Origin of the sequence: Mesorhizobium sp. CA6 (assembly GCF_020165035.1) — a bacterium.
Taxonomy (GTDB): domain Bacteria; phylum Pseudomonadota; class Alphaproteobacteria; order Rhizobiales; family Rhizobiaceae; genus Mesorhizobium.
This window is the reverse complement of sequence record NZ_JAIUHI010000004.1, coordinates 325,333-350,838: the sequence shown is the minus strand read 5'-3', so window position 1 is coordinate 350,838 and position 25,506 is coordinate 325,333. Positions and strand designations below refer to the sequence as shown.

Genomic DNA, 25,506 nt, shown 5'->3' with positions numbered 1-25,506 from the left:
CTTCTCCTGTCGTTTCATTGAGCTACGAGGCTCGCCTTGAGCGTGACGGTGGCGACGCCGGCCAGCGCGCGCGAGACGAGACAGGCCGCCTTGGCCTTTTGCGCCAGCCGCTCGAAATCGTCGGCCGATATGCCGGCGATGCGCGCCTGAGTTTCGAGCTCGATGCGGGTGATCGTCGGCCCGGCCGTGGTCGCGCCGAGATGCACCTTGGCGATGGTGTGGATGCTCTCGGCCGTGTGGCCTTCGGCGCCGAGAACGGCGGTAAGCGCCATCGAAAAGCAGCCGGCATGGGCGGCCGCAATCAGCTCTTCCGGATTGGTGCCTGGGCCGTTCTCGAAGCGCGACGGGAAGGAATAAGCGCCTTCGAAAACGCCGCTGCCCAGCCGCAGCCGGCCGGATCCTTCCTTGAGCGTTCCTTGCCATTGGGCCGAGGCTTCGCGGATTGTCATGGCTGATCTCCTTTCTGTTTGCGGGAAAGCATGATGGTCACGCGCCGTCGATGACGACCTTGCCGAAGACGTCGCCCAGCTGGAAATGGCGGTAAGCCTCGCGCGCCTCGGCGAAGGGGAAGACCTTGTCGATGATCGGTCTCAGCCGGTGCGTGGCGACCGCGGCAAGCATCGCCTCGAGCCCGTTGCGGCTGCCGACAAAGAGACGGGCGATGGTAACGAGGCTGCGCTGATAGACGGCGCCCGGAATTTCGACCGACTTGCCGTTGCGGTCCTGCACGGTGAGCAGCACGATGCGCCCGTGAAGCGTGCTGGCGATCAGCGAATGCGCAAAAGTCGCCGGGCCGCCGGTTTCGATGACCAGGTCGATGCCGCCGGTCGCCTCGCGCAGCTTCATGCCCCATTCCGGTGTCTCGGCTGCCGCGACGACGAGGTCGGCGCCGAGCGCCCGCAGCCTGTCGGTCTTCTCCGCCCGCGAGGTGACAGCGGCCACACGGCAGCCCATGAGCTTGGCGAACTGCAAGGCAAACAACGCAACACCACCTGAGCCAATGGTGAGAACCCATTGCCCCGGCTTCGGAATCTCCGCGTGCGTCAGCGCGCTCCAGGCGGTCAGCCCGGCGCAGGTGAAGGTCGCAGCCTCCTGCCAGGAAAGATGGTCCGGCAGTCGCACCGCCCATTGCTCGTCAAGCAGCGCATATTCGCTCAGCACGCCGTCCAGTGTGCAGCCGAGCTGGTCGATTACGCCCGGATGGATGCGGCCGTCGATCCAGCGCGCGAAATAGCTGCCGGTGACGCGGTCGCCGACGACAAAGCGAGTGACGCCGTCGCCGGCGGCCGCGACTTCGCCGGCACCGTCGCTCAGCGGCACGATGCCCGCGCGGGGTGCCAGAGGATAGGTGCCGTTGAGGATCATCGTGTCGCGGCGGTTGAGCGAGGCGGCGCGCACTCGTACCAGGATCTGGTTTGCACCCGGCTTGGGAAGCGCTTCCTTGCGCATGACCAGCCCCTGGATGTCGCCGAACTCCTCGAGGCGGTAAGTCCGCATTTTTGCCTCCGGTATATGTAGATCGATTTACATATTATGTAGACCGATTGTCATATTCAGGGCAAGCCCTATAATGCGTGCTCCTGACAGAGGTTGACATTTTGAGAGGTCGACGTGGCGACGGACACACGCACCCGCATGATCGAGGCGACGGCGCTGCTCATCCGCAAGCGCGGCTATCACGGCACGTCGCTGAACGACATTCTAAGCGCCAGCGCAGCACCGCGCGGGTCGCTCTATTTCCATTTCCCGGGCGGCAAGGACCAACTGGTAGTCGAGGTGACGCGCGCCAGTGTCGCCGACGTGACGGAGCGGCTGGGCGCCGCGCTGTTGGAGGAAAGCGATCCCGCCGTTGCCGTTCACCACATCTATCAGTCGGTGGCCCGCATGCTGGAGGAGAACGAATTCTCGCTCGGCTGTCCTGTCGCGCCGGTGGTGCTCGATGCGCCGAACGATGTGCCGGACCTGGTTGAAATCTGCCGCTCGGCCTTCGAGCAGTGGATCGGACTGCTGCGCCAGGCATTCGTCAGGGCAGGGGTGCCGGAGCGGCGCGCTCAGGCGCTGGCCCTGCTGGTCGAATCCTCGCTGGAAGGCCTGATGGTGATCGCCCGCGCCACCCGCGACCGTGCCCCGGTCCAGGCGGTTGCCGACGAGGTCGCTGCGCTGGTCGAGCAGGCGGTGCTGGCTGGCAAGGCGACACGGCAGGCGGAGAGTGCCGCCTGAGGACTCGGATCTCCAAATGCAAAACAAAAAGGGCGCCTTTCGGCGCCCTTTCCGTATCAGTGATGGGTCAGACTTCTTAGAAGTCCATGCCGCCCATGCCGCCCATGCCGCCGCCGCCCATGCCGCCAGGCATGCCGCCGCCAGCCGACTCCTTCTTCGGAGCTTCGGCGATCATGGCTTCGGTCGTGACCAGAAGGCCGGCGACCGAGGCCGCGTCCTGGAGAGCCGTGCGCACGACCTTGACCGGGTCGACGATGCCCATGGCGATCATGTCGCCATACTCGCCGGTCTGGGCGTTGTAGCCGAAGGTCGCGCCCTTGTTGTCGAGGATCTTGCCAGCGACGATCGAGGCTTCCGCACCGGCGTTGGCCGCGATCTGGCGGGCCGGAGCCTGCAGCGCGCGACGCACGATGTTGATGCCGGCGGCCTGGTCGGAGTTGGCGCCGGTGGCCTTGAGGTTGCCCGAAGCGCGCAGGAGCGCGACGCCACCGCCGGCGACGATGCCTTCTTCGACGGCCGCGCGGGTCGCGTTCAGGGCGTCATCGACGCGGTCCTTCTTTTCCTTGACTTCCACTTCGGTCGCACCGCCGACGCGGATCACGGCAACGCCGCCGGCGAGCTTCGCCAGACGTTCCTGCAGCTTCTCCTTGTCGTAGTCCGAGGTGGTCTCCTCGATCTGCTGCTTGATCTGGGCGACGCGGCCCTGGATCTCGGCCTTCTTGCCGGCGCCGTCGACGATGGTGGTGTTCTCCTTGGAGATCGACACCTTCTTGGCGCGGCCGAGCATGTTGAGGCCGACATTCTCGAGCTTAATGCCGAGGTCTTCCGAGATGACCTGGCCGCCGGTGAGGATGGCGATGTCTTCCAGCATGGCCTTGCGGCGATCGCCGAAGCCCGGCGCCTTGACGGCGGCGATCTTCAGGCCGCCGCGCAGCTTGTTGACGACCAGCGTGGCCAGGGCCTCGCCTTCGACGTCTTCCGAGATGATGAGCAGCGGCTTCGAGGTCTGGACGACGGCTTCCAGGACCGGCAGCATGGCCTGCAGGTTGGACAGCTTCTTCTCGTGCAGCAGGATGTAGGCGTCCTCGAGATCGGCGACCATCTTGTCAGCGTTGGTGACGAAGTAGGGCGACAGGTAGCCGCGGTCGAACTGCATGCCTTCGACGACTTCCAGCTCGGTCTCGGCGGTCTTGGCTTCCTCGACGGTGATGACGCCTTCGTTGCCGACCTTCTGCATCGCTTCCGCGATCATCTTGCCGACCGACTCGTCGCCATTGGCTGAAATCGTGCCGACCTGGGCGACTTCCTCGGAAGTCTTGATCTTCTTGGCGGCCTTGCCGAGCGCCGTGACGACTTCGGTGACGGCGAGGTCGATGCCGCGCTTCAGGTCCATCGGGTTCATGCCGGCGGCGACCGCCTTGTGGCCTTCCTGGACGATCGACTGCGCCAGAACCGTTGCGGTCGTGGTGCCGTCGCCGGCGATGTCGTTGGTCTTCGAAGCGACTTCGCGGACCATCTGGGCGCCCATGTTCTCGAACTTGTCCTCAAGCTCGATTTCCTTGGCGACGGTGACGCCGTCCTTGGTGATGCGCGGAGCGCCGAACGACTTGTCGATGACGACGTTGCGGCCCTTGGGGCCAAGGGTGACCTTCACCGCGTCGGCGAGGATGTTGACACCGCGCAGCATGCGCTCACGGGCATCGCGGGAGAATTTTACGTCTTTGGCAGCCATGTTTTAGCTCCTGGCAGGGGCTCGGGAAGAGCCCGAAGATGAAGATTCAGGTGAGGCCGATGATCAGCCGATGATGCCCATGATGTCGGATTCCTTCATGATCAGAAGGTCTTCGCCATTGAGCTTGACTTCAGTGCCCGACCACTTGCCGAACAGGATGCGGTCGCCGGCCTTGACGTCCAGCGGCACGAGCTTGCCGCTTTCGTCGCGGGCGCCGGAGCCGACGGCGATGATCTCGCCTTCCTGCGGCTTCTCCTTCGCCGTATCCGGGATGATGATCCCGCCGGCGGTCTTGGATTCGGATTCGACCCGGCGAACGACCACGCGGTCATGAAGCGGGCGGAACTTGGACTTTGCCATGTTTTCTTCCTCGAATGAGAACGGTGAGAACTGTTCCTCCATCCGGCGAGGCCGCCGGATATAAGTTAGCACTCACCAAAGGCGAGTGCTAACGTGGCGCTGAGATAGGCCGCTGGGTTGCCGGAGTCAAGGCGCGCGCAACGGGGCGACGACGCGAAATTTTTCTCCTGAGAAACGCCAGGCCGAGATGCACGGGCTGTCGCGAGGCGCCGACGAGCAATCCTGCCCGTCAGTCCAGGCCTTTCGGCGAACGCAGCACCAGCAGCGGGCAGCGTTCTGCGAGCCCGTATGTGCCGGTCGAGGCCAGCCGTACGTCATCGAAGAAGGTCTGGGCTTCCTTGATCAGCGCTGCCGCCGGGGCGAAGCTATAGACTACGGACGAGCTCCGGTAGACGTCGATGGTCCCGATGGTCGGCAGCTCCCACCCGGTTCGAGCCGACAGCTCCTCGCGGTCGGGAAACATCCTGTCGAATTGTTCGAGGATGCCCCTCACCGGTATCGTGTAATCAGGCGCTCCGCCGATGGCGGTCATGGCCACGCGCCATTTGAGTTCATGGAAGGTCGAGACGCCGCCGCTCAGCGCCAAGGCGCGGACATCCTTCGGGTCGTCTGGAGTTCCGGGGGAAGCATAAAGCCTGATGGCGGCACGCCCGTCGGATTTGAGCGCACGCGCGATCGACACGAACAGTGAGCGTCTGAGGTCGGCGGCGCCGATGACCGAGAGACAGCCATCGCCGATCAGCGCTTCGATGCTCGCGCCGGGAAACGGCAAGTCGAACCAGTCGCCCTGCACCGCCTTGCGCATATCGGTGTCGCCCGGCCAGATGCCGGCAATCATGTCGCTGGATTCGTCCACCGCCGTCGTGCTCGCGCCAAGCCCGGCGAGTTCGGGTGTCACGCCGAGCATGACGACATGCGATCGAGCGAGGTCAAGTTCGCGGTTATAAGCCTCGACGACTTGCGGCGGCGGCCTGAGCGGCGACCCGAGCAACTGCCAATGTCTGCGAATTGCATTCCAATGCTCTGTCATGCAAGCCCGCCCGTAGGATATTGCATTCGAATGCATAATCGAGGACGCTTAAGAAACCAAGCCGGGGCGGATGGCACATATCGCGGTTATCACACATGAGTTTGACGGCTTTGAACGCCGTCGCGGGCCGTTGCTGCGCCGCGACAGCCCCTACATGCTCTTCGATCTCCTGGAGGAGTTGAAACGTCGGGGACATTCCGTGCGCGTTCTTGCGGGCACTTCGGCCAAGCCGGAGGCGGATATCGCGATACTGCATGTCGACGCGACCGTGACGCCAACTGAATATGTCGAATACGCGCGCACTTATCCCTTCTGCCTCAACATCGGCGCAGCCGACATCTCGAAGCGTCGCGTCAGCGGCGCCGTGATCGACCGGGACCACGGCTGGCAAGGCCCTGTCATCGTCAAGAGCAGCCTCAACAATCTGGGGACGCGAGAGCAGACGCTCAACCGACGATCGCGGCGCGCCGGCAGGCCGGAGCCGTTTCCCGATGCCAAGCTGCTCGATCGCTACCGCATCCATGGCTCGCTTGCGGATGTTTCCCCGGGAGTGTTCGACCGCAAGGATCTGGTGGTGGAAAAGTTCGTTCCCGAGCCCGAGCCTGACGGCTTTGGCGCTCGCTTCTGGCTGTTCTGCGGCGAACGCGAGCGGTGTACCCGGCATGTCTCGCCGCAGAGCCTGGTCAAGGGCGAAGACACCATCCGCCGCGAGGCGGTTCCTGTTCCCGAGGAGCTGCGAGCGCTGCGGCGCCAGCTCGGCTTCGATTACGGCAAATTCGATTTCGTCATGCACGAAGGCAGGGCCGTGCTGCTTGACGCCAACAAGACGCCCGGACGCGTCCGCAACCTGTCTGCCTTCCTCGCCGCCGGCAATGCCAATCTTGCCGACGGCTTCGAAGGGTTGATTCGCCAGCTAGGCTAGATGTTCATGCCGCCCGACACTTCGATACGCTGGGCGTTGACCCACCGATTGTCCTCGGACAGCAGCGAGGCGATCATCGGGCCGATGTCGTCGGCGACACCGGCGCGGCCGAGCGCCGTCATGTCGGCCACGACGCGATTGATCTCGGCGTCGTCGCGCACATGACCGCCGTTGAAATCGGTGGCGATCGCGCCCGGCGCCACCGTGTTGGCGGTGATGCGCCGGGCCGCCAGTTCCTTGGCGAGGTAGCGCGTGAACACTTCGACGCCGCCCTTCATCATCGCATAGGCGGCGGAGCCCGGGACCGAGAAGCGCGCCAGACCGCTCGAGACGTTTATGATGCGGCCGCCATCGTTGATCAGCGGCAGCAGCGCCTGGGTAAGGAAGAACACGCCCTTAAGATGGATGTTCATCAGCGTGTCGAATTCCTCTTCCGTCGTCTCGGCGATCATCTTGCGCAGGCCGGTGCCGGCATTGTTGACGAGATAGTCGAAGCGGTCGCGCTGCCAGATCTCGCGAAGGGTCTTTTTCAGCGATTCAACGAAAGCCGGGAAGCTGGCGACGGCGCCGGCGTCGAGCTCAAGCGCCGCTGCTCGACCGCCGGCAGCCTCGATCTCGGCGATTGCGCTCTTCGCCTCGTCGGCGCGCGAGCGATAGGTGACGATGACGTCGACGCCCCTCCGGGCAAGGTGGATCGCGGTGTTGCGGCCGAGGCCGCGGCTGCCGCCGGTGATGAGAGCGATGGGGCGGGTGGTCATGGCGAAATCTCCTTCTGTCTGGACGGAGATGCATATACTCGCCCGGTGGGCCGATATAATCGGCCATGAATTGCCAACACTATTCAGTATGTGCGAACAATAAGCGATGGACCGATTCGACAGCATGCGGCTCTTCACCCGCGTCGTGGAACGGCGCAGCTTCACTGCGGCCGCCGCCGATCTCGCCCTGCCGCGCTCCAGCGCCACCGCCGCAATCAAGCAGCTCGAGGAGCGGCTCGGCGTACAATTGCTGAGGCGCACAACGCGCCACGTCACCACGACGCTGGACGGCGAGGCCTATTACCAGCGCTGCATCGGCATCCTCGCCGACATCGAGGATGCCGAGGGCGGCTTCGGCGCGCATGAGGTGCGCGGACGTCTGAGCATCGACCTCAACGGCAACATGGCCCGCACCTTCGTCATTCCGGAACTGCCGGCGCTGCTCGCCCGCTATCCCGGGCTCAGCGTGCATATCGGCGAGGGCGACCGCTTCGTCGACCTGGTGCGCGAAGGCGTCGATTGCGTGGTCCGCGCCGGCACGCTGCCCGACAGCGACATGATCGCGCGCCGCATCGGCATGGCGCGCGAGGCGACGGTTGCCAGCGTCGCCTATGTCGAGCGCTACGGCCTGCCGCGCACTCTGGACGAGCTTGCCGGGCACGTCATGATCGGCTTCGTCTCGTCCCGCACCGGCCAGGTGATGCCGCTGGAGTTCACCGTCGATGGAAAGATCCGCGAGATCGTGCTGCCGTCGCGCGTCACCGTCTCCAATTCCGACACCGCCGCCACGCTCGTGCGCCAGGGTTTCGGCCTTTACCAGGCGCCGCGCCGCCGCTTCGCCGCCGACATCCAAGCGGGCCGGCTGGTCGAGGTGCTGCCGGACAATCCGCCGACGCCGACGCCGATCTCGGTGCTCTATCCGCCGAGCCGCCAGCTTTCGCCAAGGGTGAGAGTGTTTGTGGATTGGCTGGTGGAGATTCTGGGGCCGAAGCTGGAAGCGGGCTGAGGCAGCTAGGCGCGGCCCCGAGTATGGCGTCGGCTACAAAAACAGCTTCAACTGCGTATGGATGATCGACCGATAATCCTCGATCGTCCTCCTTCCCTCCGCCTCGTCCTGTGTCAGCGCCAGCCGCACGACGCCGCCGGCGAGCTGGAAGATCAGGAACACGACACGTCCGAACGCCTCGCGCTGCTCCGCTTGGAGCATCGGTCCGACCTTATCGCAGAACATCTTCGCCTGTTGCCTCGTCTCGGCGATGTCGAGATGCTGCAGCGCCTTGTCGGCCTGGATGGCGTTCTGCAGGTCCTGGATAGCCGGGTCCGCGGCGACACGGGCTTGATAATCGTCGAGCAGCTGGTCGGCCGCGGCGGTCACGTCATCCAGCCGGCCTATCCCGGCGATGATCGCGCCGAAGCGTGCGCGGCTTTCCTCGGAGAACCGCTCATAGAGCATCGCCAGGATCGCCGACTTGCTGGGGAAGTAATGATAGACGGTAGCGATCGGCCCGCCGGCCAGCGCGCCGACTTCCTTCATCGTCACCGCGTCGATGCCCTTCTCGCCAATCAGGCGCATGGTCGTGGCAAGGATCGCGTCGATGCGCTCGCGGCTGCGCTCCTGCTTCGGCCTGCGCCGCGGTTCCGTCGCTGTTCGCCTTGTCTGCGTCATGCGCCAAATCTCGTGAAAGCCGCGAATTCGCGGTTGACAAGAAACATGATCAAGTATCAGTTCCGTCAAATACTGACAACTTGTCAGTTTTTTGAGCGAGCTGCAAGGGAGAGCGCCTCGTGACCGCATCGCAAGCCGTGCAGGCGGAAAATGGCGATTGGCTTGTCGGCAATCCGACCGGCCTGCAACTGGCCTCGGCGCTGTGGATCGGCTCGGTCGGTCTCCTCATCCTCGGACTGCAGCCGGTGCTGCTCGGTGCGCTCTACAGCGAAGGCCATATCACCGGCGACGAGCTGGCGCTGGTCGCCACCGCCGAGATGATCGCGATAGCGATCGGCTCGGGCGTGGTGGCGATGCTCTTGCCGGCGCGCAACATGCGCTGGAAAAGCACGGTGCTGCTCATGCTGCTGGCACTCGCCAATGTCTGGACCGCTTATGCCGGCAGCCCCAATGCGCTGATTGGCGCGCGCACGCTGGCCGGCCTCGCGGAGGGCGGGCTTGTCGCCGTCGCGACCGAGCTGATCGCCCGCTCGCGCCGGGCCGAGCGCATCGGCGGCTATTTCGTTACGCTGCAGACCTTGGCGCAATGCGCGCTGGCGCTGATCCTCGCGCTCTTTGCCGTGCCGCGAGCGGGCTCGGCTGGCGGCTTCATCGCGCTCGGCATCGTCTGCCTGCTTTCGCTCGTCGTGGCATGGACCGTGCCGGACGACTATGCCGACCTGCCGAAGGAAGAGCAGTTCGCCAACGTTGCGACCGTGCCGGCGATCGCCGCGCTGCTGTCGATCTTCTGCTATTTCATGTTCTTCGGCGCCGTCTGGGCTTTTCTCGAGCCCATCGGCGCGCAGTTCGGCATCGATGGCCGCACCGTCGGCCTGATGGTTTCGGCGAGCCTTGCCGCGCAGGTGCTCGGCGCGATGACCGCGACAAGCTTCGAGGCGCGCATCGACTATCGTTTTGCCATCACTGTCATCACGATCGTCGCGGCGATCAGCTCGCTGCTGCTTGCGTCCGGCCCGGGTCTTTCGGTGTTCTGGGCCGTGGCGCTGGTGATGGGCTTCATCCTGCTCTTCATCGTGCCTTACCAGATCCGGCTGGCGATCACCGCCGACGAGACGCGCACCGCGGTGCTGCTGGTGCCGGCCGCCCAGCTCTTCGGCCTCGCCATCGGCCCGGTCGCCGCCTCGCTGCTGATCGACGGCGCGGATTTCCGGCCCGTGCCCGAATTCGCCGCCGCCGCCGCTTTGGCGAGCGTGCTTTTGCTCGGCATTTTCGTGCTGGTCGCGCGGCGGCGCGGCCGGGTCTGAGCAAAGGGGTCAAGATGGCAACCGCCTGGAGCAACTGGTCCGGCTTCGTCACGGCTTCCCCGAAATCGATCGCGGCGCCCGCCGATGCCGGCGAGCTGGCCGAACTGGTGCGCTCGGCGCCCGGTCCGCTGCGCGTCGCCGGCGCCGGCCATTCCTTCACGCCGTTGGTGCAGTCCGACGGCACCATCGTCTCGCTGGAGAAGATCGAGGGGCTGGTCTCGCACGATGCCGCGAACAACCGGGCGCGGGTGAGGGCAGGCACGCGGCTCGGCGCCTTGATGCACATCCTGCAGGACATCGGCCAAGGCCTGCCCAACATGGGCGACATCGACCGCCAGGCGATCGGCGGCGCGCTGGGCACGGCAACGCATGGCTCCGGGCCGACTCTCGGCGCCTATCACACGCAATTGGAGGCGCTGCAACTCGTCGATGGGCAAGGCGAGCTGCGCGAGTTCAGCCGGGCTGACGCCCTGGACATGATCCACGCCACGGGCGTCGCGCTAGGCGCCTTCGGCGTGCTGACCGAAGTGGCGATGAACAACATCGCCACCTACCGGCTGCGCCGCCGCAAATGGGTGCTGCCGATCGGCGACATGCTCAAAAATTTCGAGATGATGGCGGCGCATCGCTCGGCCGAGTTCTACTACATCCCGTTCTCCGGCTACGCCCAGTTCATCGCCAGCGATCTTAGCGACGCGGCGCCGACGACGCGGCCGACCGAAGACGACGAGGAAGGGTTGGCGACTTTGCGTAAGCTGCGCACCGCGTTACCCTGGCTGCCGCGGTTGCGCCGCGCGCTGATCAGAGGGGCGGTGAAGAAGGTGCCGGCGGAAGACTATGTACAGGACTGGCTCAACGTCTACGCCAGCGAGCGTCGCACCAAATTCAACGAGATGGAGTATCACCTGCCTTACGAGGAGGGTCCCAAAGCGTTGGCCGAGATCATTGCGCTTACGGAAAAGCATTTCCCGGAAGTCTATTTCCCGATCGAGGTGCGCTCGGTGGCGGCCGACGAATTCTGGCTTTCGCCATTCTACAAGAGGCTGACCTGCTCGATCGCAATCCACCACGATGCGGCGAACGACCCGCTGCCTTTCATGCGCGCCGCCGAGCCGATCTTCCGCAAGTGTGGCGGCAGGCCGCATTGGGGCAAGATGCACAGCCTGAAGGCGGCGGACTTCAAGAAGCTTTATCCGCGCTGGGACGATGCGATGGCGGTGCGGCGCGACATCGATCCGCAAAACCGTTTCGTCTCGCCCTACATGGCCGGCCTGTTCGGCATCCAACAATGAGCGCCTATTTCGCCGCCCTGGCCGATGCATTGATGGCCGCCGAGATTTTCCGGCCCTGCCTTGTCCTCGATGCCGACCGGCTGGACGGCAACATCGCGCTGGTGAAGCAAAGGCTGGCGCCGGGCCTTGGCTTGCGGCTGGTCGACAAGTCGCTGCCTTGCGTGCCGTTGCTTTCGCATATCGCCAAGGCGCTTGGCACCAACCGCTTTATGACCTTCCATCCGCCGGTGACGCAGGCCATGCTTGACGCGTTTCCCGAGGGCGATCTTCTCTACGGCAAGCCGATGCCGGTGGGTGCCGCCAAGGCCGCGCTGACCAGGGGTGGCGCCGGCTGGTGGTCGCGCGTCTGCTGGCTGATCGACACGCCGGAACGGCTGGCGGAATATGGCGCGCTCGCTGCCGCGCTCGACACCGAATTGCGCTTCGCTTTCGAGGTGGATGTCGGCCTGCATCGCGGCGGTTTTCGTGATCCCGCCGAGATTAACGCGCTCACGATTCCAAAAGGTCTGCTCTGCGACGGCATCATGGCCTATGAGGCGCATGCACCGGAAATACCGGGCCTGTTCGCTGGCGCGGCCAAGGCGCTGAAGCACGCCTCTGCCAAAGCCGCGGAATTCGTCGCTGCCCTCGATCCGGACCAGCGCCGCACCATCAACATCGGCGGCTCCAAGACCGCGCTGCTGCATGGCGGCGGCGTCGCCAACGAAGTGTCGATCGGCTCGGCCTTCGTGCTGCCAAAGGATTTCGACACGCCTGGCTTGGAGGGCTTCCAGCCGGCGGCCTTTATCGCCACGCCGATCCTCAAGGCGCTCGATCCGATGCTGCCCGGCCCGCCGGCGGTTTCCAGGGCGCTGCAGGGGCTTGGCCTCTTCCCGCGCAAGGGCTGCTATCTCTATGGCGGCAAATGGATGGCCGAGCCGGTGTTTCCCGAAGGCATGAAACCGAACGGATTGATGGGCCTGTCGTCCAACCAGCAATTCATGGGCCTGCCGGCGGGCGCAGATGTGAAGCCCGGCGACTATGCCTTCCTGCGGCCAACGCAGAGCGAGGCGGTGCTGCAACATTTCGGGGCGATCGCTGTGTTCTCGGCCGGGCGTATTGTGGAGTTTTGGCCAGTGCTGCCGTTGGGTTGAGAGGCGCTTCAGACGCTCGCGACTAGCGCCGGCTACCGTGACGTCGTCATTCTAGGGCGGAGCGACGCGAAGCGGAGCGGAGACCCTAGAATCCATTCCGTTCCACCTGCCGAAGAACGAATACGGCGCAGAAGAAGGTATCCTATGCCAGCGTTTTGGCGTCAGGGTCCGCACCGTTGTATCGATCGTAGGTAACGGCATGGATTCCAGGGTCTGCGCGCGTCGCTTCGCTCCTTGCTCCGCCCTGGAATGACGAAGGCGCGGTGATCATTTCATTGACTAAGTCAACTAAATGGTTGATCCTGTCCAGGACAGGAGGATTTCCCATGACCGTCCACAATCACCCCGGCAAGGACCGTATCGATGCGGTGCGCGCCTTCAACCGCTTCTATACCCGCCAGCTCGGCCTGCTCGACGAGGGCCTGCTGAAAAGTCCGTTCTCGCTGACCGAGGCGCGGGTGCTTTACGAGCTCGCCCATCGCGATGGGCTGGTCGCAAGCGACCTGGTGCGCGACCTCGGCCTCGACCCCGGCTATGTCAGCCGGCTGTTGAAGAAATTCGAGGAGCGCGGCCTGGTCGGACGCGAAGCTAGTGAGACCGACGCGCGCCGCGCCTCGATCGCGCTGACGCCAGCCGGCAGGGAAGCATTTGCGCCTCTCAACCAGGATTCGCATGACCAGGTGCGCGCGCTGCTCGATCGCCTGGCGCCGGCCGAACAGGAGCGGCTGGTCAACGCCATGCGCACCGTCCAAGACTTGCTCGGCGACAGACCTGAAGCCAAGGTTCCCTATATTCTGCGGCCGCTGCAGGTCGGCGACATCGGCTGGATCACGCACCGTCAAGGCCTCATCTACGCGCAGGACTATGGCTGGGACGAAACTTACGAGGCGCTGGTCGCAGAGATCCTCGGTGAGTTCGTCAAGAACTTCGTCCCGCAATGGGAGCGCAGCTGGATCGCCGAGCGCGAAGGCGAGGTGGTCGGCTCGGTCTTCGTCATGCGCAAGTCACCCAAGGTCGCGAAGCTCAGGCTGCTCTACGTCGAACCGTCGGCGCGCGGCCTCGGCATCGGTCGGCGGCTGGTCGACGAATGCATCGCCTTCGCGCGCGCCAAGGGCTACCGGACGCTGACGCTCTGGACCAACGACATATTGAGCTCGGCCCGCCGCATCTATCAGGCCGCGGGCTTCAAGCTGGTCGAGGAAGAACGCCATCATTCCTTCGGCAAGGATCTTGTCGGGCAAACGTGGAATCTCGAGCTTTAGCGCTTTTCCTTCTCCCCTTGTGGAAGAAGGTGCCGCCGAAGGCGCGGGGTGCTCCAGGGAATGCCAACGTCTCACTCCGCTGGAACACCCCTCATCCGTCTCGGCGCTGCGCGCCGATCCACCTTCTCCCACAGGGGAAGAAGGGAAAACCATCACCCCTTGACCGGCACCCAGATCTCCACCCCGCCATTGCCGGTGCGCGCGTCGAATTCGGGCCCATAGCGCTCGAACTCGGGCGCGTCGGCGATCTCGTGGCCGGAGGCCGGCAGCCAGCTGTTCCAAATCGTGTTGACGGTCCGGCGGATGGTCGAGATGTGCTCGCGATGCGAGAATACCGCATGTTTCTGCGCCGGCACCCGCACGCGGTGGAAATCCTTCGGCAGGTCGGAGAAGTCCGTCACCTCGACGCCGACGACATAGTCGAAATTACCGGCATCGTCGCCATTCGTGCACACGCCATAGAAGACGCCGGGCACTTCGCCCGGAATGTTGCCGATATAAGGGGCGAAGCGCTGCCACTGCATCGGGATGCCGGCGCTGGTCTCGCAGCTGTAGCGCTCGCCGAGCCCGGCGACGAGGAAGGGGCGGCTGGTCTCGAAGCGCGGCGGCTCGAGTGTGGTGAGAAGCGAACTGTCCATCAGAATGGGCTCCACGAGGTCGAGGTTTTCGGTCGAGCCTTGCGCGCGCACCAGCTCCGGCGTGGTGCCGAATTGCTCGCGAAAAGCCCGCGTGAACGCCTCATGCGAGCCGTAGCCGGTATCGAGCGCGACCGAGAGAATGTCGCGCGCGCCGCCGGCCAGCTTGCGCGCCGCTTCGCTGAGCCGCCGCGCTCGCATATAACCCATCACCGATCGTCCCGTGGCCGCGCCGAAGGCGCGCGTCACATGGAAGCGCGACACGCCGCTGCTTGCCGCTATCTCGTCGAGGCTGATGGCGTCGGGCAAGTGGCTTTCGACAAACCATAGCGCCTTCTCGGTCGGGTTCATGGCTCCTCGCATTTGGCGGGACGATACTAGCCCTACGCCGCCGGCCAGTTTGATCGAAATTGCGCTCTGGGCAATAATGGTGATGTGCGAGCCGGGTCGAGCGGGAAGGGCTGACATTGTGCACGATAGGCGGGAAGGGGTGTTCCCGATGACGACGGCGACGGCCGATCAGGTGTTCCGGTTTGGCGGGTTCACGCTCGACCTTGCCATGGGTACGCTGCGCGGCGTCAACGAGCCGCTGTTCCTGCGCCCGAAAGCCTATGCGCTGCTGTCGCATCTTGCCCGCAACATGGGCCGCGTCGTGCCGAAATCGGAACTGATGGATGTCGTCTGGCCGGGCGTCTACGTCACCGAGGATTCGCTGACGCAATCGGTACGCGAAATTCGCAAGGTGCTGGGCGAGGATATGGTGCGCACCATCTCCAAGCGCGGCTACATGCTTGCCGCCGAGGCCGAAGCCGCGCCCGAGATCAGTTCGCAGCCGATCGTGGCCGTCGTGCGCTTTCGCAACGATAGCGGCGATCCGGCCGACGAGGCGATGGTCGACGGCTTTGCCGAGGACCTGATCAACGGGGTAGCGCGGTTTGGCACGGTCACGGTCCTGGCGCGCAATTCGAGCTTCTCTTTCACCTCCTTCGGCCGCGCCGAGTGGCCGCAGATCCGCGCCCGCATCGGCGCCGACTATCTGGTCGAGGGGTCGCTGCGTCGGCAGGGCGAGCATGTCGTGGTGGCCGTCAGCCTTGTCGACATCGCCAGCGCCAGACAGCTCTGGGGCGACCGCTACCAGTCCCAAGGCGCCGGGCTGTTTGCCATCGAACGCGAGATCGTCGAGCAGATCGTCAGCCGCCTGGTGACGCGGGTCACCAATGCCGGGCTGGAGCGAGCTTCACGCAAGCCGGTGACCAGCCTCGCCGCCTACGAGCTTCTGCTGCGCGGTTTTGCGCTGTTGCGCGATCCGGCTCAGACCGACCAGCGCGGCGCCGAGGCCTTGTTCGAGGCGGCGATCGCCAAGGACCCGAATTACGGGCTTGCCTACTCCTATCTCGCTTTGGCGCGCTCGCTGGACGGGGAGTTCGGGCGCGCCAACGATGCCGTGCTGGAGAACGCGCGCGACCTTGCCGACAAGGGCCTGGCCTTGTCGCCCGATCAGCCGACCGGCCATCGCGTGCAGTCCCTGATCCGCCTCTATATGCGCGATCACGAGGCGGCCGAGCATCACATGCGCATCGCGCTTGAGCTCAACCCCTATGACGCCGACAGCATCGAGCAGATGGGAATGCTGCTCACCATGCGCGGCCGGCCACTAGAAGCGCTGACCTGGCTGGCCCGCGGCATTCGCATCGATCCCTTGCATCCGCACTGGTACCAGTTCGACCGCGCGCTGGCGCTTTATATGATGGGGGAGTACCGGCAAGCGGCAGAGGCGCTGGAATTGGCAACGCGCCCGGCGCCCTGGATCCGCACGCGGCTGGCGGCCTGCTATGCCCAGATGGGAGATATGGAGAAGGCGCGTCGGCAGATCGCCCTCGTCGACGAGGGCGCTCCGTTCTCGCCGCTCGACTATGCGTTGCGCGGCGTTCCGTTCGAAAGCCAGGCGGATGCCGAGCATCTCGCCGAAGGCGTTAGGCTTGCCCTCGGCTAAATGCATGTCGCTCAGACGTGCAGGGGTTCCGAGACAACGTGCACCAGAAACAAAGACCTAAAGCGCGTCGCCCGACTCCGTTTCAGCGCGCGACGCGCTTTATGTCGTGCTCGGGACCAATCAATCGGCCACGACCACGACGTAGCGACCCTGGTAGGCGCGGTAGTAGGTGCCGCCGCAGCGCCAAACGTCAAAACCGTTGACCTTGGTGCGGACGCAGCCCGCAGGGAGCGTTGCGACCCAGGCTGTCGTATGCCGTAGCACGCGCCAGGTGGTGGTGCGGCGGGCAACGCCCGCTGCGCTGCGCGGCGTCCAGGGCGCGCCGATTCGTGCCTCGGCAGTACTGACCAGCGACAGGGCCGGAACGGCGCTGCCGACGATTTCGACGGCGGTGATTGCAAGGGCGAGCAGAGCTGCTGCTGAACGGAATTTCCTGAGGGATTTCATAAGCATGTTGGTTTCTCCAGATGTTGGTGAGGTCTAGTGGGAGGATGCAGCGGCAAGCCGGGTCGAACCCGTCAGCACCGCCAGGTGAGCAACCACGAACAGCCAGTGCGCCGCGGTTGTGACGCCGCCGACGACGAGCACGTCGGCGGCGATGAAGAACTGCCAGAACAGGAGGTTTGCCGTTCCGAGCAGCACATGCACGGCAGCCATCACGGCATGCCAGATGCGGGAGTAGCCGATACGCCAGAGCGTCACGCCGATGATCAAGGCGAGCCCATGCGCTTCGATAAAGCCGATGCCGGTGCCGGGCGCGTTGTTGAGCAGCACGGCCTCGGCGCCGCGGCCGAAGAAGGAGCCGGCGATGTCGGTGGCGAGCCCGCCGACCGATGCGAGGATCAGGAAGCCGGCGTTGAAGCGAACCAGAAGATTGCCAAAGAAGGGTGTCATGATCGTTCCTTTCCGTGTTGGATGAAGGCTCGCCACGGCGGCATCCGCCGTGGCTGTTGGAGGAAGCGCCGGTCAGGCCGCCAGCGGTTGGGGCTCGGCGGCGGCCGTGGTCGGCTCGGCCGCGGGAGCGCTCTCGACCGGCGCCTTGATGCCGAACCAGGTGACGTAGAGCGTCGGCAGAAAGACCAGCGTCAGCACGGTCGCGACCAAAAGGCCGCCCATCACGGCATAGGCCATCGGCCCCCAGAATACGGTTGGCGCGATCGGGATCATGCCGAGAATGGCGGCCGCCGCCGTGAGCAAGATCGGCCGCAAGCGATGCGTGGTGGCGCTGATCACCGCCGCCCAGGGTTCCTCGCCGGCGGCGATATGCTGGTCGATCTGCGCGATCAGAATGACCGAGTTGCGGATCACCATGCCGATCAGCGACATTACGCCGAGGATCGCGACGAAGCCCATCGGTGCTCCCGACAGAAGCAGTGCGCCGGCCACGCCGATGATCGCCAGCGGAGCGGTGAGCAGCACCAGCACCAGGCGCTGGAAGCTCATCAACTGGATCATCAGCACGGTGGCCATGATGAACAGCATCAGCGGGAAGACCACGAAGATGCTGGCCTGCGCCTTGGCGCTGTCCTCGATCACGCCGCCCTGTTCGACGCTGTAGCGCGCCGGCAACTGCGCCTCGAAGGTGGCAATGGGGCTCGCTAGCCGCTTCGACACGGTGGTGGCGTTCTCGCCAGGTGCGACGTCGGCCTGGACGGTCACGGTCGGCAGGCGGCCGCGGCGCCAGATCAGCGGCGGCTCGGTCTGGTAGCTGAGCTTCGCGACCTGTTCGAGCGGCACCCGCCGTCCGCCCGAAGCGCCGATCGTCAGACCGCGCAGCGTGTCAATGCTGGCGCGTTCACTGTCCACGGCACGTGCGACAATGTCGACGAGATAGGTGTCGTCGCGCATCTGCGTGATCTTGGAGCCGGACAGCACTGCGTTGATCGTCTCCGACAGCTGCTGCGAGGAGATGCCCAGCGCGCGCGCACGATCCTGGTCGACATCCACCTTGATCACCTTGGCCGGCTCGTTCCAGTCGTAGTTGATGTTGCGCACGGCGGCATCGCTGCCCAGCACCTGCGCGAACTGCTGCGCGAGGCTGCGCGTCTTGTCCGGGTCCGGACCGCTGACGCGGAACTTCAGCGGCCAGCCGACCGGCGGGCCGAGCTCCAGCGGCGTGACGCGGGCCATAACGTCGTCGAAGCCGGTCGACAGCTTTTTCTCCAGCCGGTCGATGACCGCCTGGCGTACGGCGTGGCCCCTGGTGACGACCACGGCCTGGGCAAAGAAGTCGTTGGCGAGCTGCGCGTCAAGCGGCAGGTAAAAGCGCACCGCGCCCTGGCCGACATAGAAGCTCCAGTGGTCGATATCTGGATCGGCGGCGAGCAGCTTCTCCACGCGCTCGACCACGGCATCCGTCGACTTGATCGAAGCAGTGCGCGGCAAGGAGAGGTCGAGCATGACCTCGGGCCGGTCGGACTTCGGGAAGAACTCCTGGCCGACGAAGCCCATCGCCACGACGGAGAGCGCGAACAGTCCGGCCGTCGCCGACAGCACCAGCCACTTCGCCCGCATCGCCATTTCGAGCAGCGCCTGGAAACCGCGGGCGATGCGCGAGGGATGATTGCTGCCACCATGACCCTTTATGCGATCGGGCAGCAGGAAGACTCCGGTCAGCGGTGTGAACAGCACCGCAACCACCCAGGATACAACGAGCGCGATCGCTACGACAGCGAACAGCGAGAAGCAGTATTCGCCGGCGCCGCTCTTGGCGAAGCCGACCGGCACGAAGCCGGCGATCGTCACCAGCGTGCCGGTGAGCATCGGGAAGGCGGTCGAGGTGTAGGCATAGGTGGCGGCCGAGATCTTGTCGTAGCCTTCCTCCATACGCGCGATCATCATCTCGACCGCGATCATCGCATCGTCGACCAGCAGGCCGAGCGCGATGATCAGCGCGCCGAGCGAGATGCGCTGCAGCGAGATGCCGAAATACTGCATGGTGACGAAGGTGATCGCCAGAACCAGCGGGATGGCGACCGCCACGACGACGCCGGGACGCCAGCCGAGCGCCAGCAGCGAGACGGCGAGCACGATGGCGATCGCCTCGCCGAGGCTCTTGGTGAACTCGCCGACGGATTCTTCCACCACATGCGACTGGTCGGCGACCAGGCCGAGTTCGGCGCCGAGCGGCAACTCGCCCTCCATTTCATGCATCTTCTCCTTGACCGTCTCGCCCAGCGCCAGCGCGTCGCCGCCCGAAGTCATCGAGATGGCGATCCCGACCGCCGGCTTGCCGTTGAAGCGGAACATCGGCTGCGGCGGGTCGGAATAGGCGTGCTTGACCTCGGCGACGTCGCCCAGCCGGAAGTAATGGCCGTTGGCATAGAAGTTGATCGCCTTGAGGCTTTCCTCGGAGGTGAAGCTGCCCGAGACGCGGATGGCGATGCGCTCGGGGCCGGCATCGACCGTGCCGCTGGGCGTCAGCGCGTTCTGCGCCTGCAGCGCCTGCGACAGCGTGCCGACATCGAGGCCGAGCGCCGCCACCTTCTGCGTCGAGAATTCGAGATAGATCTTCTCGTCCTGCTGGCCGATGAGGTCGACCTTGGCGACATCTTTCACCGCCAGCAGCCCGGCCCGCAGGCTGGTGGCGAGATCCTTCAACTCGCGATGGCTGAGGCTGTCGGAGGTGAGCGCATAGATCAGCGAATACGTGTCGCCGAACTCGTCGTTATAGAACGGGCCCTGCACGCCTGACGGCAGCGTCGGCTTGATGTCGTCGAGCTTCTTGCGCACCTGGTACCAGAGCGGCTGCACCTGGTCGGCGGCCACCGTGTCCTTGAGATTGACGAAGACGACGGATTCGCCGGGTTTCGTGTAGCTCTTGACGTAGTCGAGGTCCGGCAGTTCCTCGAGCTTCTTCTCGATGCGGTCGGTGATCTGCTCCACTGTGTCGCTGGTGCTGGCGCCCGGCCACATCGTCTTCACCACCATGGTTTTGATGGTGAAGGGCGGGTCCTCCTCGCGGCCGAGGCCGCCATAGGCGTAGAGGCCGGCAAGTGCGGCCGCGACCATCAGATAGACGATGAAGCTGCGGTGGCGCAGCGCCCATTCGGAAAGATTGAAGCTGGTCATGATGCGGTTCCTTTTCAGGGCGCGCGCAAGCGCGCTCCGCCGGCGCTTGCCGGCTGGCCAAAACAAATGACGGTTTGGGTTCAGTCAGCGCCCGCCGCTCGGCGGGCACTGTCGCAATTCAGGCCAGGCTGTGCATGGTGCCCGGCACACGGTAGGGCGCGCGTTCGGCGGTCCTCGGTCGGATGGCGAGGCCGGCGAGATAGCGCTGGAAAACGGCGGCTTCCTGAACCGGCGAGGCGAGCGCGACATGGCCGTCCGGCCTCACCAGATAGGCTGCGTCGCGCTGTAGCCCGGCTTTCCCGGCTGCGTCGGTCCAAGCGAAGGCATGCACTGCAATTCCTGTCGGTGCGAGCATCGCCCGGAAATCGCAATTGACCTCGCCATAAACATGGATCTGCCAGTCGAGCGACCGCAGCGGCTCGAAATTGTCGCCGCCCGCGCCCATGATGTCGCAAGCGACATAGGGCAGGCGATCGCCGCCGCTGACCTTGCCCGCCACCCCCGAGCTGATCGGCCCGGCGCGATACTGGATCGCCGCCTGCGAGATCACGCCGAAGAAGGCGCGCGAGCCGATCGAGGTGTGCAGGGCGATGTTCAGGATCTTCGGCATCAGGTAGCGCCGGAACAGGCCGACGAGCCGCGAGCGGCTGGTAATGAAACGGAAAGCGGTGTCGGTGCTCTCGATCAGCTTGTGCGCGAAGGCAATGCGTTCCGGTTCGTAACTGTTGAGCAGGCGCGTATCGGCCCGGCCCTGTACGACCGCCGCGAGCTTCCAGGCGAGATTCACCGCATCGCCCATGCCGGTGTTCATGCCCTGGCCGCCGGCCGGGCTGTGGATGTGGCCGGCATCGCCGGCGAGGAAGACGCGGCCGACGCGGAAGCGCTCGGCGACCCGGTGATGGACGCGGTAGGTCGAGAACCAGTTGACCTCGTCGACCTTGACGCCGGTGTCGCGCTCGACATCGGCGCGGATCGCCTCGAAGCTGATCGTCTCGTCGGCTTCATGCGCCTTCGGCACGATCCCAATCAGCCGGACCGAACCGGACTGCCGCACCGGCATGACGATTGCGAAGCCGTAGGTGCTGATCGTCGTGTCCATGCCGTTGCGGGTGATATCGCCGCTACCTTTCACGTCTGCGACGTAGAAGGACTGCTCGTAGGTGCCACCGGGGAAGCCGATGTTCAGCCCGTGGCGCACCGCGCTGCGGGCGCCGTCGCAGCCTGCGAGATAGGCGGTGCTGACGGTCTCGATCCGGCCATTCCTGCTCAGCGTGGCGATGACCGCCTCGCCTTTGTCCTGGAAAGCGACGAGCTCCGTATTGCGCTCGATCTCGACGCCGGCGCGCTCCAGATGCGTGATCAGCACGCGCTCGTGGATGTCCTGCGGCAGCGCGAAGGCGAAGGAGTAAGGGCTGATGCCGCGGCCGAAATCCGACAGCGGCAGCCTGGCGGCGACGCCGGCCGGCGTGTGCACGGTAAGCCGCTCGAGCTTCACGCCTGCCGCCAGCACGTCGTCGACGATGCCGATCTGGCGGTGGAACTCCAGCGTGCGCGCCTGGACGGCCAGCGCCCGCGAGGTTTCGCCGGGAGCGGCGGCCTTGTCGAAGATGCGCACCGGCACGCCGAGCCTGGTCAGCCACAGCGCGAGCGTCAACCCTGTCGGACCGGCACCGGCGATGAGGACCTTTGCCTTGGACATGGTCATTTTCCTTCTCCCTCGATGATACGAACTTTTTCGTGCTCCCGCAGCCGGTTCACGCCGGCGGTGACGACCATATCGCCCTTGGCGAGCCCGTTGCTGACCACCACGCGGTCGGTCTCGTAGCGGGCGACCGTGATGGGCTTGAGTTCGACAGCGGACGAAGAGGTGACAACCCAGACTGCCGGCTTGCCGTCCTTGTCGAAGAGCGCGCTGCCCGGCAGCACCATGACCGGCGCGCCACCACCCATCTCGGCGCGGCCGGCGACGCTTGCGCCGAAACGCATCTCGTCGGGTGCATTGTCGATCGAGACCTTCACCTGGAAGGTGCGGGTCGCGGCATCGGCCATCGGCGCGATCTCGCGGATGGTGCCGACGGCCGTGATCGCCGGATTGCTGAGTAGAGAAACGGTCACCTGCGGCGGCCGCTTGGTGTCGGGAGCGTTGGCGAAGGCGGCTTCCGCGATCGAGAACACGGCGTCGCGGCTGTCCGGATCGGCGACGCGCACCACCATCTGTCCGACATTGACTGACTGGCCGGCTTCGGCGCCGGCGGCGGTGACGATGCCGTCGAATTCCGCATGCAGCTCGGTATAGCCGAGCTGGTCCTTGGCCATATCGGAGGCAATGGTCGCCGATTTGAGCTTGGCTTGCGCCGAGCGCAGGTTCTTCAGCGTCGCGTCATAATTGGCCCGCGTCGTAAAACCCTTGGCGAGCAGCGCGCCGATGCGCGCCTCGGCGGCATTTGCCTCGACAAGTACGGCCTGCGCCGCCGCGACATCGGCCTCGGCGCTGGCGAGCCGGTTGCGATAGTCCTGATCGTCGATGCGGGCGAGCACGTCGCCCTTCTTCACCGTCGCGCCGATCTCGGCGACGCGTTCGACCAGCTTGCCCGATACGCGGAAGCCGAGGTCGCTTTCGAGCCTCGGACGGATCTCGCCGACGGCGGTGCGGGTGTCCGCGCCGAGCATCGGGGCGACCGCTATCGCCTTGACGAGCTTCGTCTCCGGCGTGGCCGGCTTCACGTTCGAGGCCTCGCTTCTGGCGCCGTGCCAGGCCATGGCGCCGCCGCCGGCAAGAACGGCGATCGATCCTGCGATAAGGCGGCGCCGCAGCGGCCTGTTATGAAAAAGTGCAATCATGTTGTCTCCATGACCAAGGTTGCGGCCGCGCTGGGAGGATGCGACCGGGAAATGTGTCGGCTGGAGAGGGGATCGGGCGTTCGCGGCCTGTCTTTCGCCAGCCCCATCTTCTTGCGGTTTCCGGCCTGGGAAATCCCGAACGGTTTCTGAAAATTTTCCGATGTTTGTCCGAGAGACAGGCTCGAAAGGATTGACGTCGGCGCTCCAAATGTATGGCGCCCTTCGATCGGCATCATCACGAGCTCGCTCGCCGCCTTCTTCGTCGTCACCATGCTGATGCGCAACCGGCCGTGATCTCTTGGCCTTGGGATGGGCCTATCGGCACCGACCCCTGCACGTTCATCGATCGCTAACCGTAAGGGAGCTTGCCTTGCTGCCATGTCGATTTGCCGGCTTCTGGAACAACGCAGCCTCTTGAATAGTAAGCACGCTTATTATATGTATCGCTCATGGTTTCCGACGGTATCGACAGATTAGGATTTTTGATCCACGACGTGCAGCGCCTGATGCGCAAGCGTTTCGAGGCGCGCGCCAGTGGGTTGGGTCTTTCCTCGGCGCAGTGGCGCCTGCTCGTGCGCGTTGCCAAGGAGGCGGGCGTCGCGCAGGCGCGGCTTGCCGAGCTCCTCGAAATCGAGCCGATCAGCGTCTCCCGCCTGGTCGACCGCATGGAGGAGGGCGGCTGGATCGAGCGTCGCCAGGACGCGACCGACCGGCGCGTGCGCATGATCTTTCCGACCGAGAAGGCGAACGCGGCCTATGCCGACGTCAAGAGCCTGGCCGGCGAGGTCTATGAGGAATCGCTGACCGGCGTGTCGGCGGAAGAACGCCGCGTCCTGATCCGAGTGCTGGACGCCATCGTGCAGAATTTGACGGACGCTGAGACGTCCCTGGAAAAGATGAAGAATACGGAAGGGGCAGCAGCATGAACGCGGCAGCCAAGATAGAAGACGACAACGTCACCAAGCTTGCGCCGGCGCAGCCGGTCGTTAATGCGCCGGCGCAGCCGGTCGCGGAAGCGCCGGCCCAGCCGGCGGCCGCTCCGGTTGCGGCGGCTGCCGAGCCGCGGCTCGCTCCGGCGCCGAAGAAGAAGCGCCGCCCCGGGCGCTTCCTGTTGATGGTCGCCCTGCCGCTGGCCCTGCTTGCCGGCGGCGCGTATGTCTGGATCACGGGCGGCCGCTATCAGGAAACCGAGAACGCCAACCTGCAGCAGGCCAGGATTTCGGTCGCCTCCGACACGGCCGGCCGTATCGTCCAGGTCGGCATAGCCGACAACCAGCTGGTCAAGCAGGGCGACCTTCTCTTCGTCATCGACCCCGAGCCTTACAAGATTGCGCTCGCCCAGGCCGATGCGGCGGTCGCCGCCGCGCGCCTCAATGTCGAGCAGCTGCGCGCCGCTTACAGCCAGGCGATGGCGCAGGAAAAGTCCGCCTCCAGCGAGGTCGACTATGCGCAGTCGCAATATGGCCGCGCCGCCGATCTCGCGCAGAAAGGCATCAACGCCAAGTCGTCGCTCGACGAGGCCCGCAACGATCTCGACAAGGCCAAGCAGCAGCTCGCCGTCGCACAGCAGGGCATCGTCAGCGCCAAGGCAGCGCTCGGTGGCAATCCGGATATCGAGACCGACAAGCATCCGACCGTGATGGCGGCGCTCGCCGCGCGCGACAAGGCCGCCTACGATCTGGCGCAGACGACGGTCAAGGCGCCGGCCGACGGCATCGTCTACCAGGCCGCGTCGTTCAAGGTCGGCCAGTATGTCGGCGTCGGCACGCCGCTGTTCGCTCTGGTCGAGACGGGCGACACCTGGATCGATGCCAATTTCAAGGAGACCCAGCTCACCAACATGAAGCCGGGCCAGAAGGCCGAGATCGTCGTCGACACCTATCCGGGCCGCACCTTCGAGGCGACCGTGAAAGCCATCGGCGCCGGGACGGGCGCGGAGTTTTCGCTGCTGCCCGCGCAAAACGCCACCGGCAACTGGGTCAAGGTCACGCAGCGCATTCCCGTGCGCCTGGAATTGACCGACCCCGACGCCAAGATGGCGTTGCGCACCGGCATGAGCGCCACCGTCACCGTCGATACCGGCGTGGCGCGCGGCCTGCCGCCGATCTTCGGTCACGCCACGGCAGGGGAGCAGGCGCGGTAAGACAGCGAGCCCGTCGCGATCCGGCGGGCATTGAGGGGATTGGTCTGGTGGAGACGTGGCAAGGGATCAGCAAGGCAAGCCGCATGGCGGCTCGTTCGAAAGCTGAGGCCCGGCCACGGACCCGTTGGTCCTCAGGTTTCCGGG

24 protein-coding genes are annotated in these 25,506 nt (G+C 65.2%); 10 read left to right on the top strand and 14 right to left on the bottom strand.

Annotation, left to right across the window (positions count from 1 at the left end):
- Nucleotides 1-14: 14 nt before the first annotated feature.
- Together LB526_RS08345 and LB526_RS08340 are read right to left on the bottom strand one after the other, a co-directional pair.
- Nucleotides 15-449 carry an OsmC family protein gene (locus LB526_RS08345; protein ID WP_224627222.1) on the bottom strand — a complete coding sequence of 145 codons (435 nt, stop codon included), beginning with the start codon at nucleotides 447-449 and terminating at the stop codon, nucleotides 15-17.
- Nucleotides 450-486: 37 nt separating this feature from the next.
- A complete protein-coding gene (locus tag LB526_RS08340) occupies nucleotides 487-1,497 on the bottom strand; it encodes a zinc-dependent alcohol dehydrogenase family protein (protein ID WP_224627220.1) in 1,011 nt (336 codons plus the stop codon).
- Nucleotides 1,498-1,611: 114 nt separating this feature from the next.
- Here LB526_RS08340 and LB526_RS08335 point away from each other — a divergent pair, with 114 nt between their 5' ends.
- Nucleotides 1,612-2,220, top strand: a complete 609-nt coding sequence (locus LB526_RS08335) for a TetR/AcrR family transcriptional regulator (protein WP_224627218.1) — start codon at nucleotides 1,612-1,614, stop codon at nucleotides 2,218-2,220.
- Nucleotides 2,221-2,296: 76 nt separating this feature from the next.
- Here LB526_RS08335 and groL read toward each other — a convergent pair whose 3' ends face one another.
- From groL to LB526_RS08320, 3 genes are all read right to left on the bottom strand, one after another.
- Entirely contained in the window at nucleotides 2,297-3,952 is a 1,656-nt protein-coding gene (gene groL, locus LB526_RS08330) for a chaperonin GroEL (protein ID WP_095768453.1), read from the bottom strand.
- A 63-nt stretch (nucleotides 3,953-4,015) separates the two neighbouring features.
- The gene (gene groES / locus LB526_RS08325; RefSeq protein ID WP_010915433.1) at nucleotides 4,016-4,312 is read right to left on the bottom strand and encodes a co-chaperone GroES; all 297 of its coding nucleotides are present in this window, start codon (nucleotides 4,310-4,312) and stop codon (nucleotides 4,016-4,018) included.
- 229 nt (nucleotides 4,313-4,541) lie between these two features.
- Nucleotides 4,542-5,342 (bottom strand): class I SAM-dependent methyltransferase, encoded by an 801-nt coding sequence (locus tag LB526_RS08320; protein ID WP_224627216.1) that lies wholly within the window; start codon nucleotides 5,340-5,342, stop codon nucleotides 4,542-4,544.
- Between the two features lie 199 nt (nucleotides 5,343-5,541).
- Here LB526_RS08320 and LB526_RS08315 point away from each other — a divergent pair, with 199 nt between their 5' ends.
- Entirely contained in the window at nucleotides 5,542-6,264 is a 723-nt protein-coding gene (locus tag LB526_RS08315; protein WP_224627214.1) for a hypothetical protein, read from the top strand.
- On the opposite strand, the gene LB526_RS08310 is transcribed toward LB526_RS08315, so the two are convergent.
- On the bottom strand, nucleotides 6,261-7,022 hold the full coding sequence (locus LB526_RS08310; protein WP_224627212.1) for an SDR family NAD(P)-dependent oxidoreductase: 762 nt from the start codon (nucleotides 7,020-7,022) through the stop codon (nucleotides 6,261-6,263). The two genes, LB526_RS08315 and LB526_RS08310, sit on opposite strands and share 4 nt — an antisense overlap.
- 106 nt (nucleotides 7,023-7,128) lie before the next feature.
- Between LB526_RS08310 and LB526_RS08305 the strand changes: the two genes are divergently transcribed.
- The gene (locus LB526_RS08305; RefSeq protein WP_224627210.1) at nucleotides 7,129-8,028 is read left to right on the top strand and encodes a LysR family transcriptional regulator; all 900 of its coding nucleotides are present in this window, start codon (nucleotides 7,129-7,131) and stop codon (nucleotides 8,026-8,028) included.
- A gap of 33 nt (nucleotides 8,029-8,061) precedes the next feature.
- On the opposite strand, the gene LB526_RS08300 is transcribed toward LB526_RS08305, so the two are convergent.
- Nucleotides 8,062-8,688: a TetR/AcrR family transcriptional regulator gene (locus LB526_RS08300; protein ID WP_224627208.1), complete on the bottom strand. Its 627-nt coding sequence runs from the start codon at nucleotides 8,686-8,688 to the stop codon at nucleotides 8,062-8,064.
- A gap of 119 nt (nucleotides 8,689-8,807) precedes the next feature.
- On the opposite strand from LB526_RS08300, the gene LB526_RS08295 reads away from it, so the two are divergent.
- The 4 genes from LB526_RS08295 (at nucleotide 8,808) to LB526_RS08280 (ending at nucleotide 13,679) form a co-directional block, all read left to right on the top strand.
- On the top strand, nucleotides 8,808-9,992 hold the full coding sequence (locus LB526_RS08295; protein ID WP_224627206.1) for an MFS transporter: 1,185 nt from the start codon (nucleotides 8,808-8,810) through the stop codon (nucleotides 9,990-9,992).
- A gap of 14 nt (nucleotides 9,993-10,006) precedes the next feature.
- A complete protein-coding gene (locus tag LB526_RS08290) occupies nucleotides 10,007-11,284 on the top strand; it encodes a D-arabinono-1,4-lactone oxidase (RefSeq protein ID WP_224627204.1) in 1,278 nt (425 codons plus the stop codon).
- Nucleotides 11,281-12,417, top strand: a complete 1,137-nt coding sequence (locus tag LB526_RS08285; RefSeq protein WP_224627202.1) for an alanine racemase — start codon at nucleotides 11,281-11,283, stop codon at nucleotides 12,415-12,417. Before LB526_RS08290 ends, LB526_RS08285 begins: the two co-directional genes overlap by 4 nt.
- A gap of 326 nt (nucleotides 12,418-12,743) precedes the next feature.
- Nucleotides 12,744-13,679, top strand: coding sequence for a helix-turn-helix domain-containing GNAT family N-acetyltransferase (locus tag LB526_RS08280; RefSeq protein ID WP_224627200.1), 936 nt, complete (start codon nucleotides 12,744-12,746; stop codon nucleotides 13,677-13,679).
- Nucleotides 13,680-13,831: 152 nt separating this feature from the next.
- Here LB526_RS08280 and LB526_RS08275 read toward each other — a convergent pair whose 3' ends face one another.
- The gene (locus LB526_RS08275; protein WP_224627199.1) at nucleotides 13,832-14,665 is read right to left on the bottom strand and encodes an AraC family transcriptional regulator; all 834 of its coding nucleotides are present in this window, start codon (nucleotides 14,663-14,665) and stop codon (nucleotides 13,832-13,834) included.
- 148 nt (nucleotides 14,666-14,813) lie between these two features.
- Here LB526_RS08275 and LB526_RS08270 point away from each other — a divergent pair, with 148 nt between their 5' ends.
- Nucleotides 14,814-16,307 (top strand): winged helix-turn-helix domain-containing tetratricopeptide repeat protein, encoded by a 1,494-nt coding sequence (locus LB526_RS08270; protein ID WP_224627198.1) that lies wholly within the window; start codon nucleotides 14,814-14,816, stop codon nucleotides 16,305-16,307.
- Between the two features lie 120 nt (nucleotides 16,308-16,427).
- Here the strand turns inward: LB526_RS08270 and LB526_RS08265 are convergent, their stop codons facing one another.
- The 6 genes from LB526_RS08265 to LB526_RS08240 form a co-directional block, all read right to left on the bottom strand.
- Entirely contained in the window at nucleotides 16,428-16,760 is a 333-nt protein-coding gene (locus LB526_RS08265; protein ID WP_224627197.1) for a hypothetical protein, read from the bottom strand.
- A gap of 27 nt (nucleotides 16,761-16,787) precedes the next feature.
- Nucleotides 16,788-17,201 (bottom strand): hypothetical protein, encoded by a 414-nt coding sequence (locus LB526_RS08260; RefSeq protein WP_224627196.1) that lies wholly within the window; start codon nucleotides 17,199-17,201, stop codon nucleotides 16,788-16,790.
- A gap of 72 nt (nucleotides 17,202-17,273) precedes the next feature.
- Nucleotides 17,274-20,378 (bottom strand): efflux RND transporter permease subunit, encoded by a 3,105-nt coding sequence (locus tag LB526_RS08255; RefSeq protein WP_263483160.1) that lies wholly within the window; start codon nucleotides 20,376-20,378, stop codon nucleotides 17,274-17,276.
- Between the two features lie 118 nt (nucleotides 20,379-20,496).
- On the bottom strand, nucleotides 20,497-22,083 hold the full coding sequence (locus LB526_RS08250; RefSeq protein ID WP_224627195.1) for an FAD-dependent monooxygenase: 1,587 nt from the start codon (nucleotides 22,081-22,083) through the stop codon (nucleotides 20,497-20,499).
- Nucleotides 22,080-23,219 (bottom strand): efflux RND transporter periplasmic adaptor subunit, encoded by a 1,140-nt coding sequence (locus LB526_RS08245; protein ID WP_224627194.1) that lies wholly within the window; start codon nucleotides 23,217-23,219, stop codon nucleotides 22,080-22,082. The genes LB526_RS08250 and LB526_RS08245 overlap by 4 nt, the downstream gene beginning before the upstream one ends.
- Nucleotides 23,216-23,491 (bottom strand): hypothetical protein, encoded by a 276-nt coding sequence (locus LB526_RS08240; RefSeq protein ID WP_224627193.1) that lies wholly within the window; start codon nucleotides 23,489-23,491, stop codon nucleotides 23,216-23,218. The genes LB526_RS08245 and LB526_RS08240 overlap by 4 nt, the downstream gene beginning before the upstream one ends.
- A gap of 177 nt (nucleotides 23,492-23,668) precedes the next feature.
- On the opposite strand from LB526_RS08240, the gene LB526_RS08235 reads away from it, so the two are divergent.
- Together LB526_RS08235 and LB526_RS08230 are read left to right on the top strand one after the other, a co-directional pair.
- Nucleotides 23,669-24,145: a MarR family winged helix-turn-helix transcriptional regulator gene (locus LB526_RS08235; protein WP_095767923.1), complete on the top strand. Its 477-nt coding sequence runs from the start codon at nucleotides 23,669-23,671 to the stop codon at nucleotides 24,143-24,145.
- A complete protein-coding gene (locus LB526_RS08230; RefSeq protein ID WP_224627192.1) occupies nucleotides 24,142-25,362 on the top strand; it encodes an HlyD family secretion protein in 1,221 nt (406 codons plus the stop codon). Before LB526_RS08235 ends, LB526_RS08230 begins: the two co-directional genes overlap by 4 nt.
- Nucleotides 25,363-25,506 lie beyond the last annotated feature (144 nt).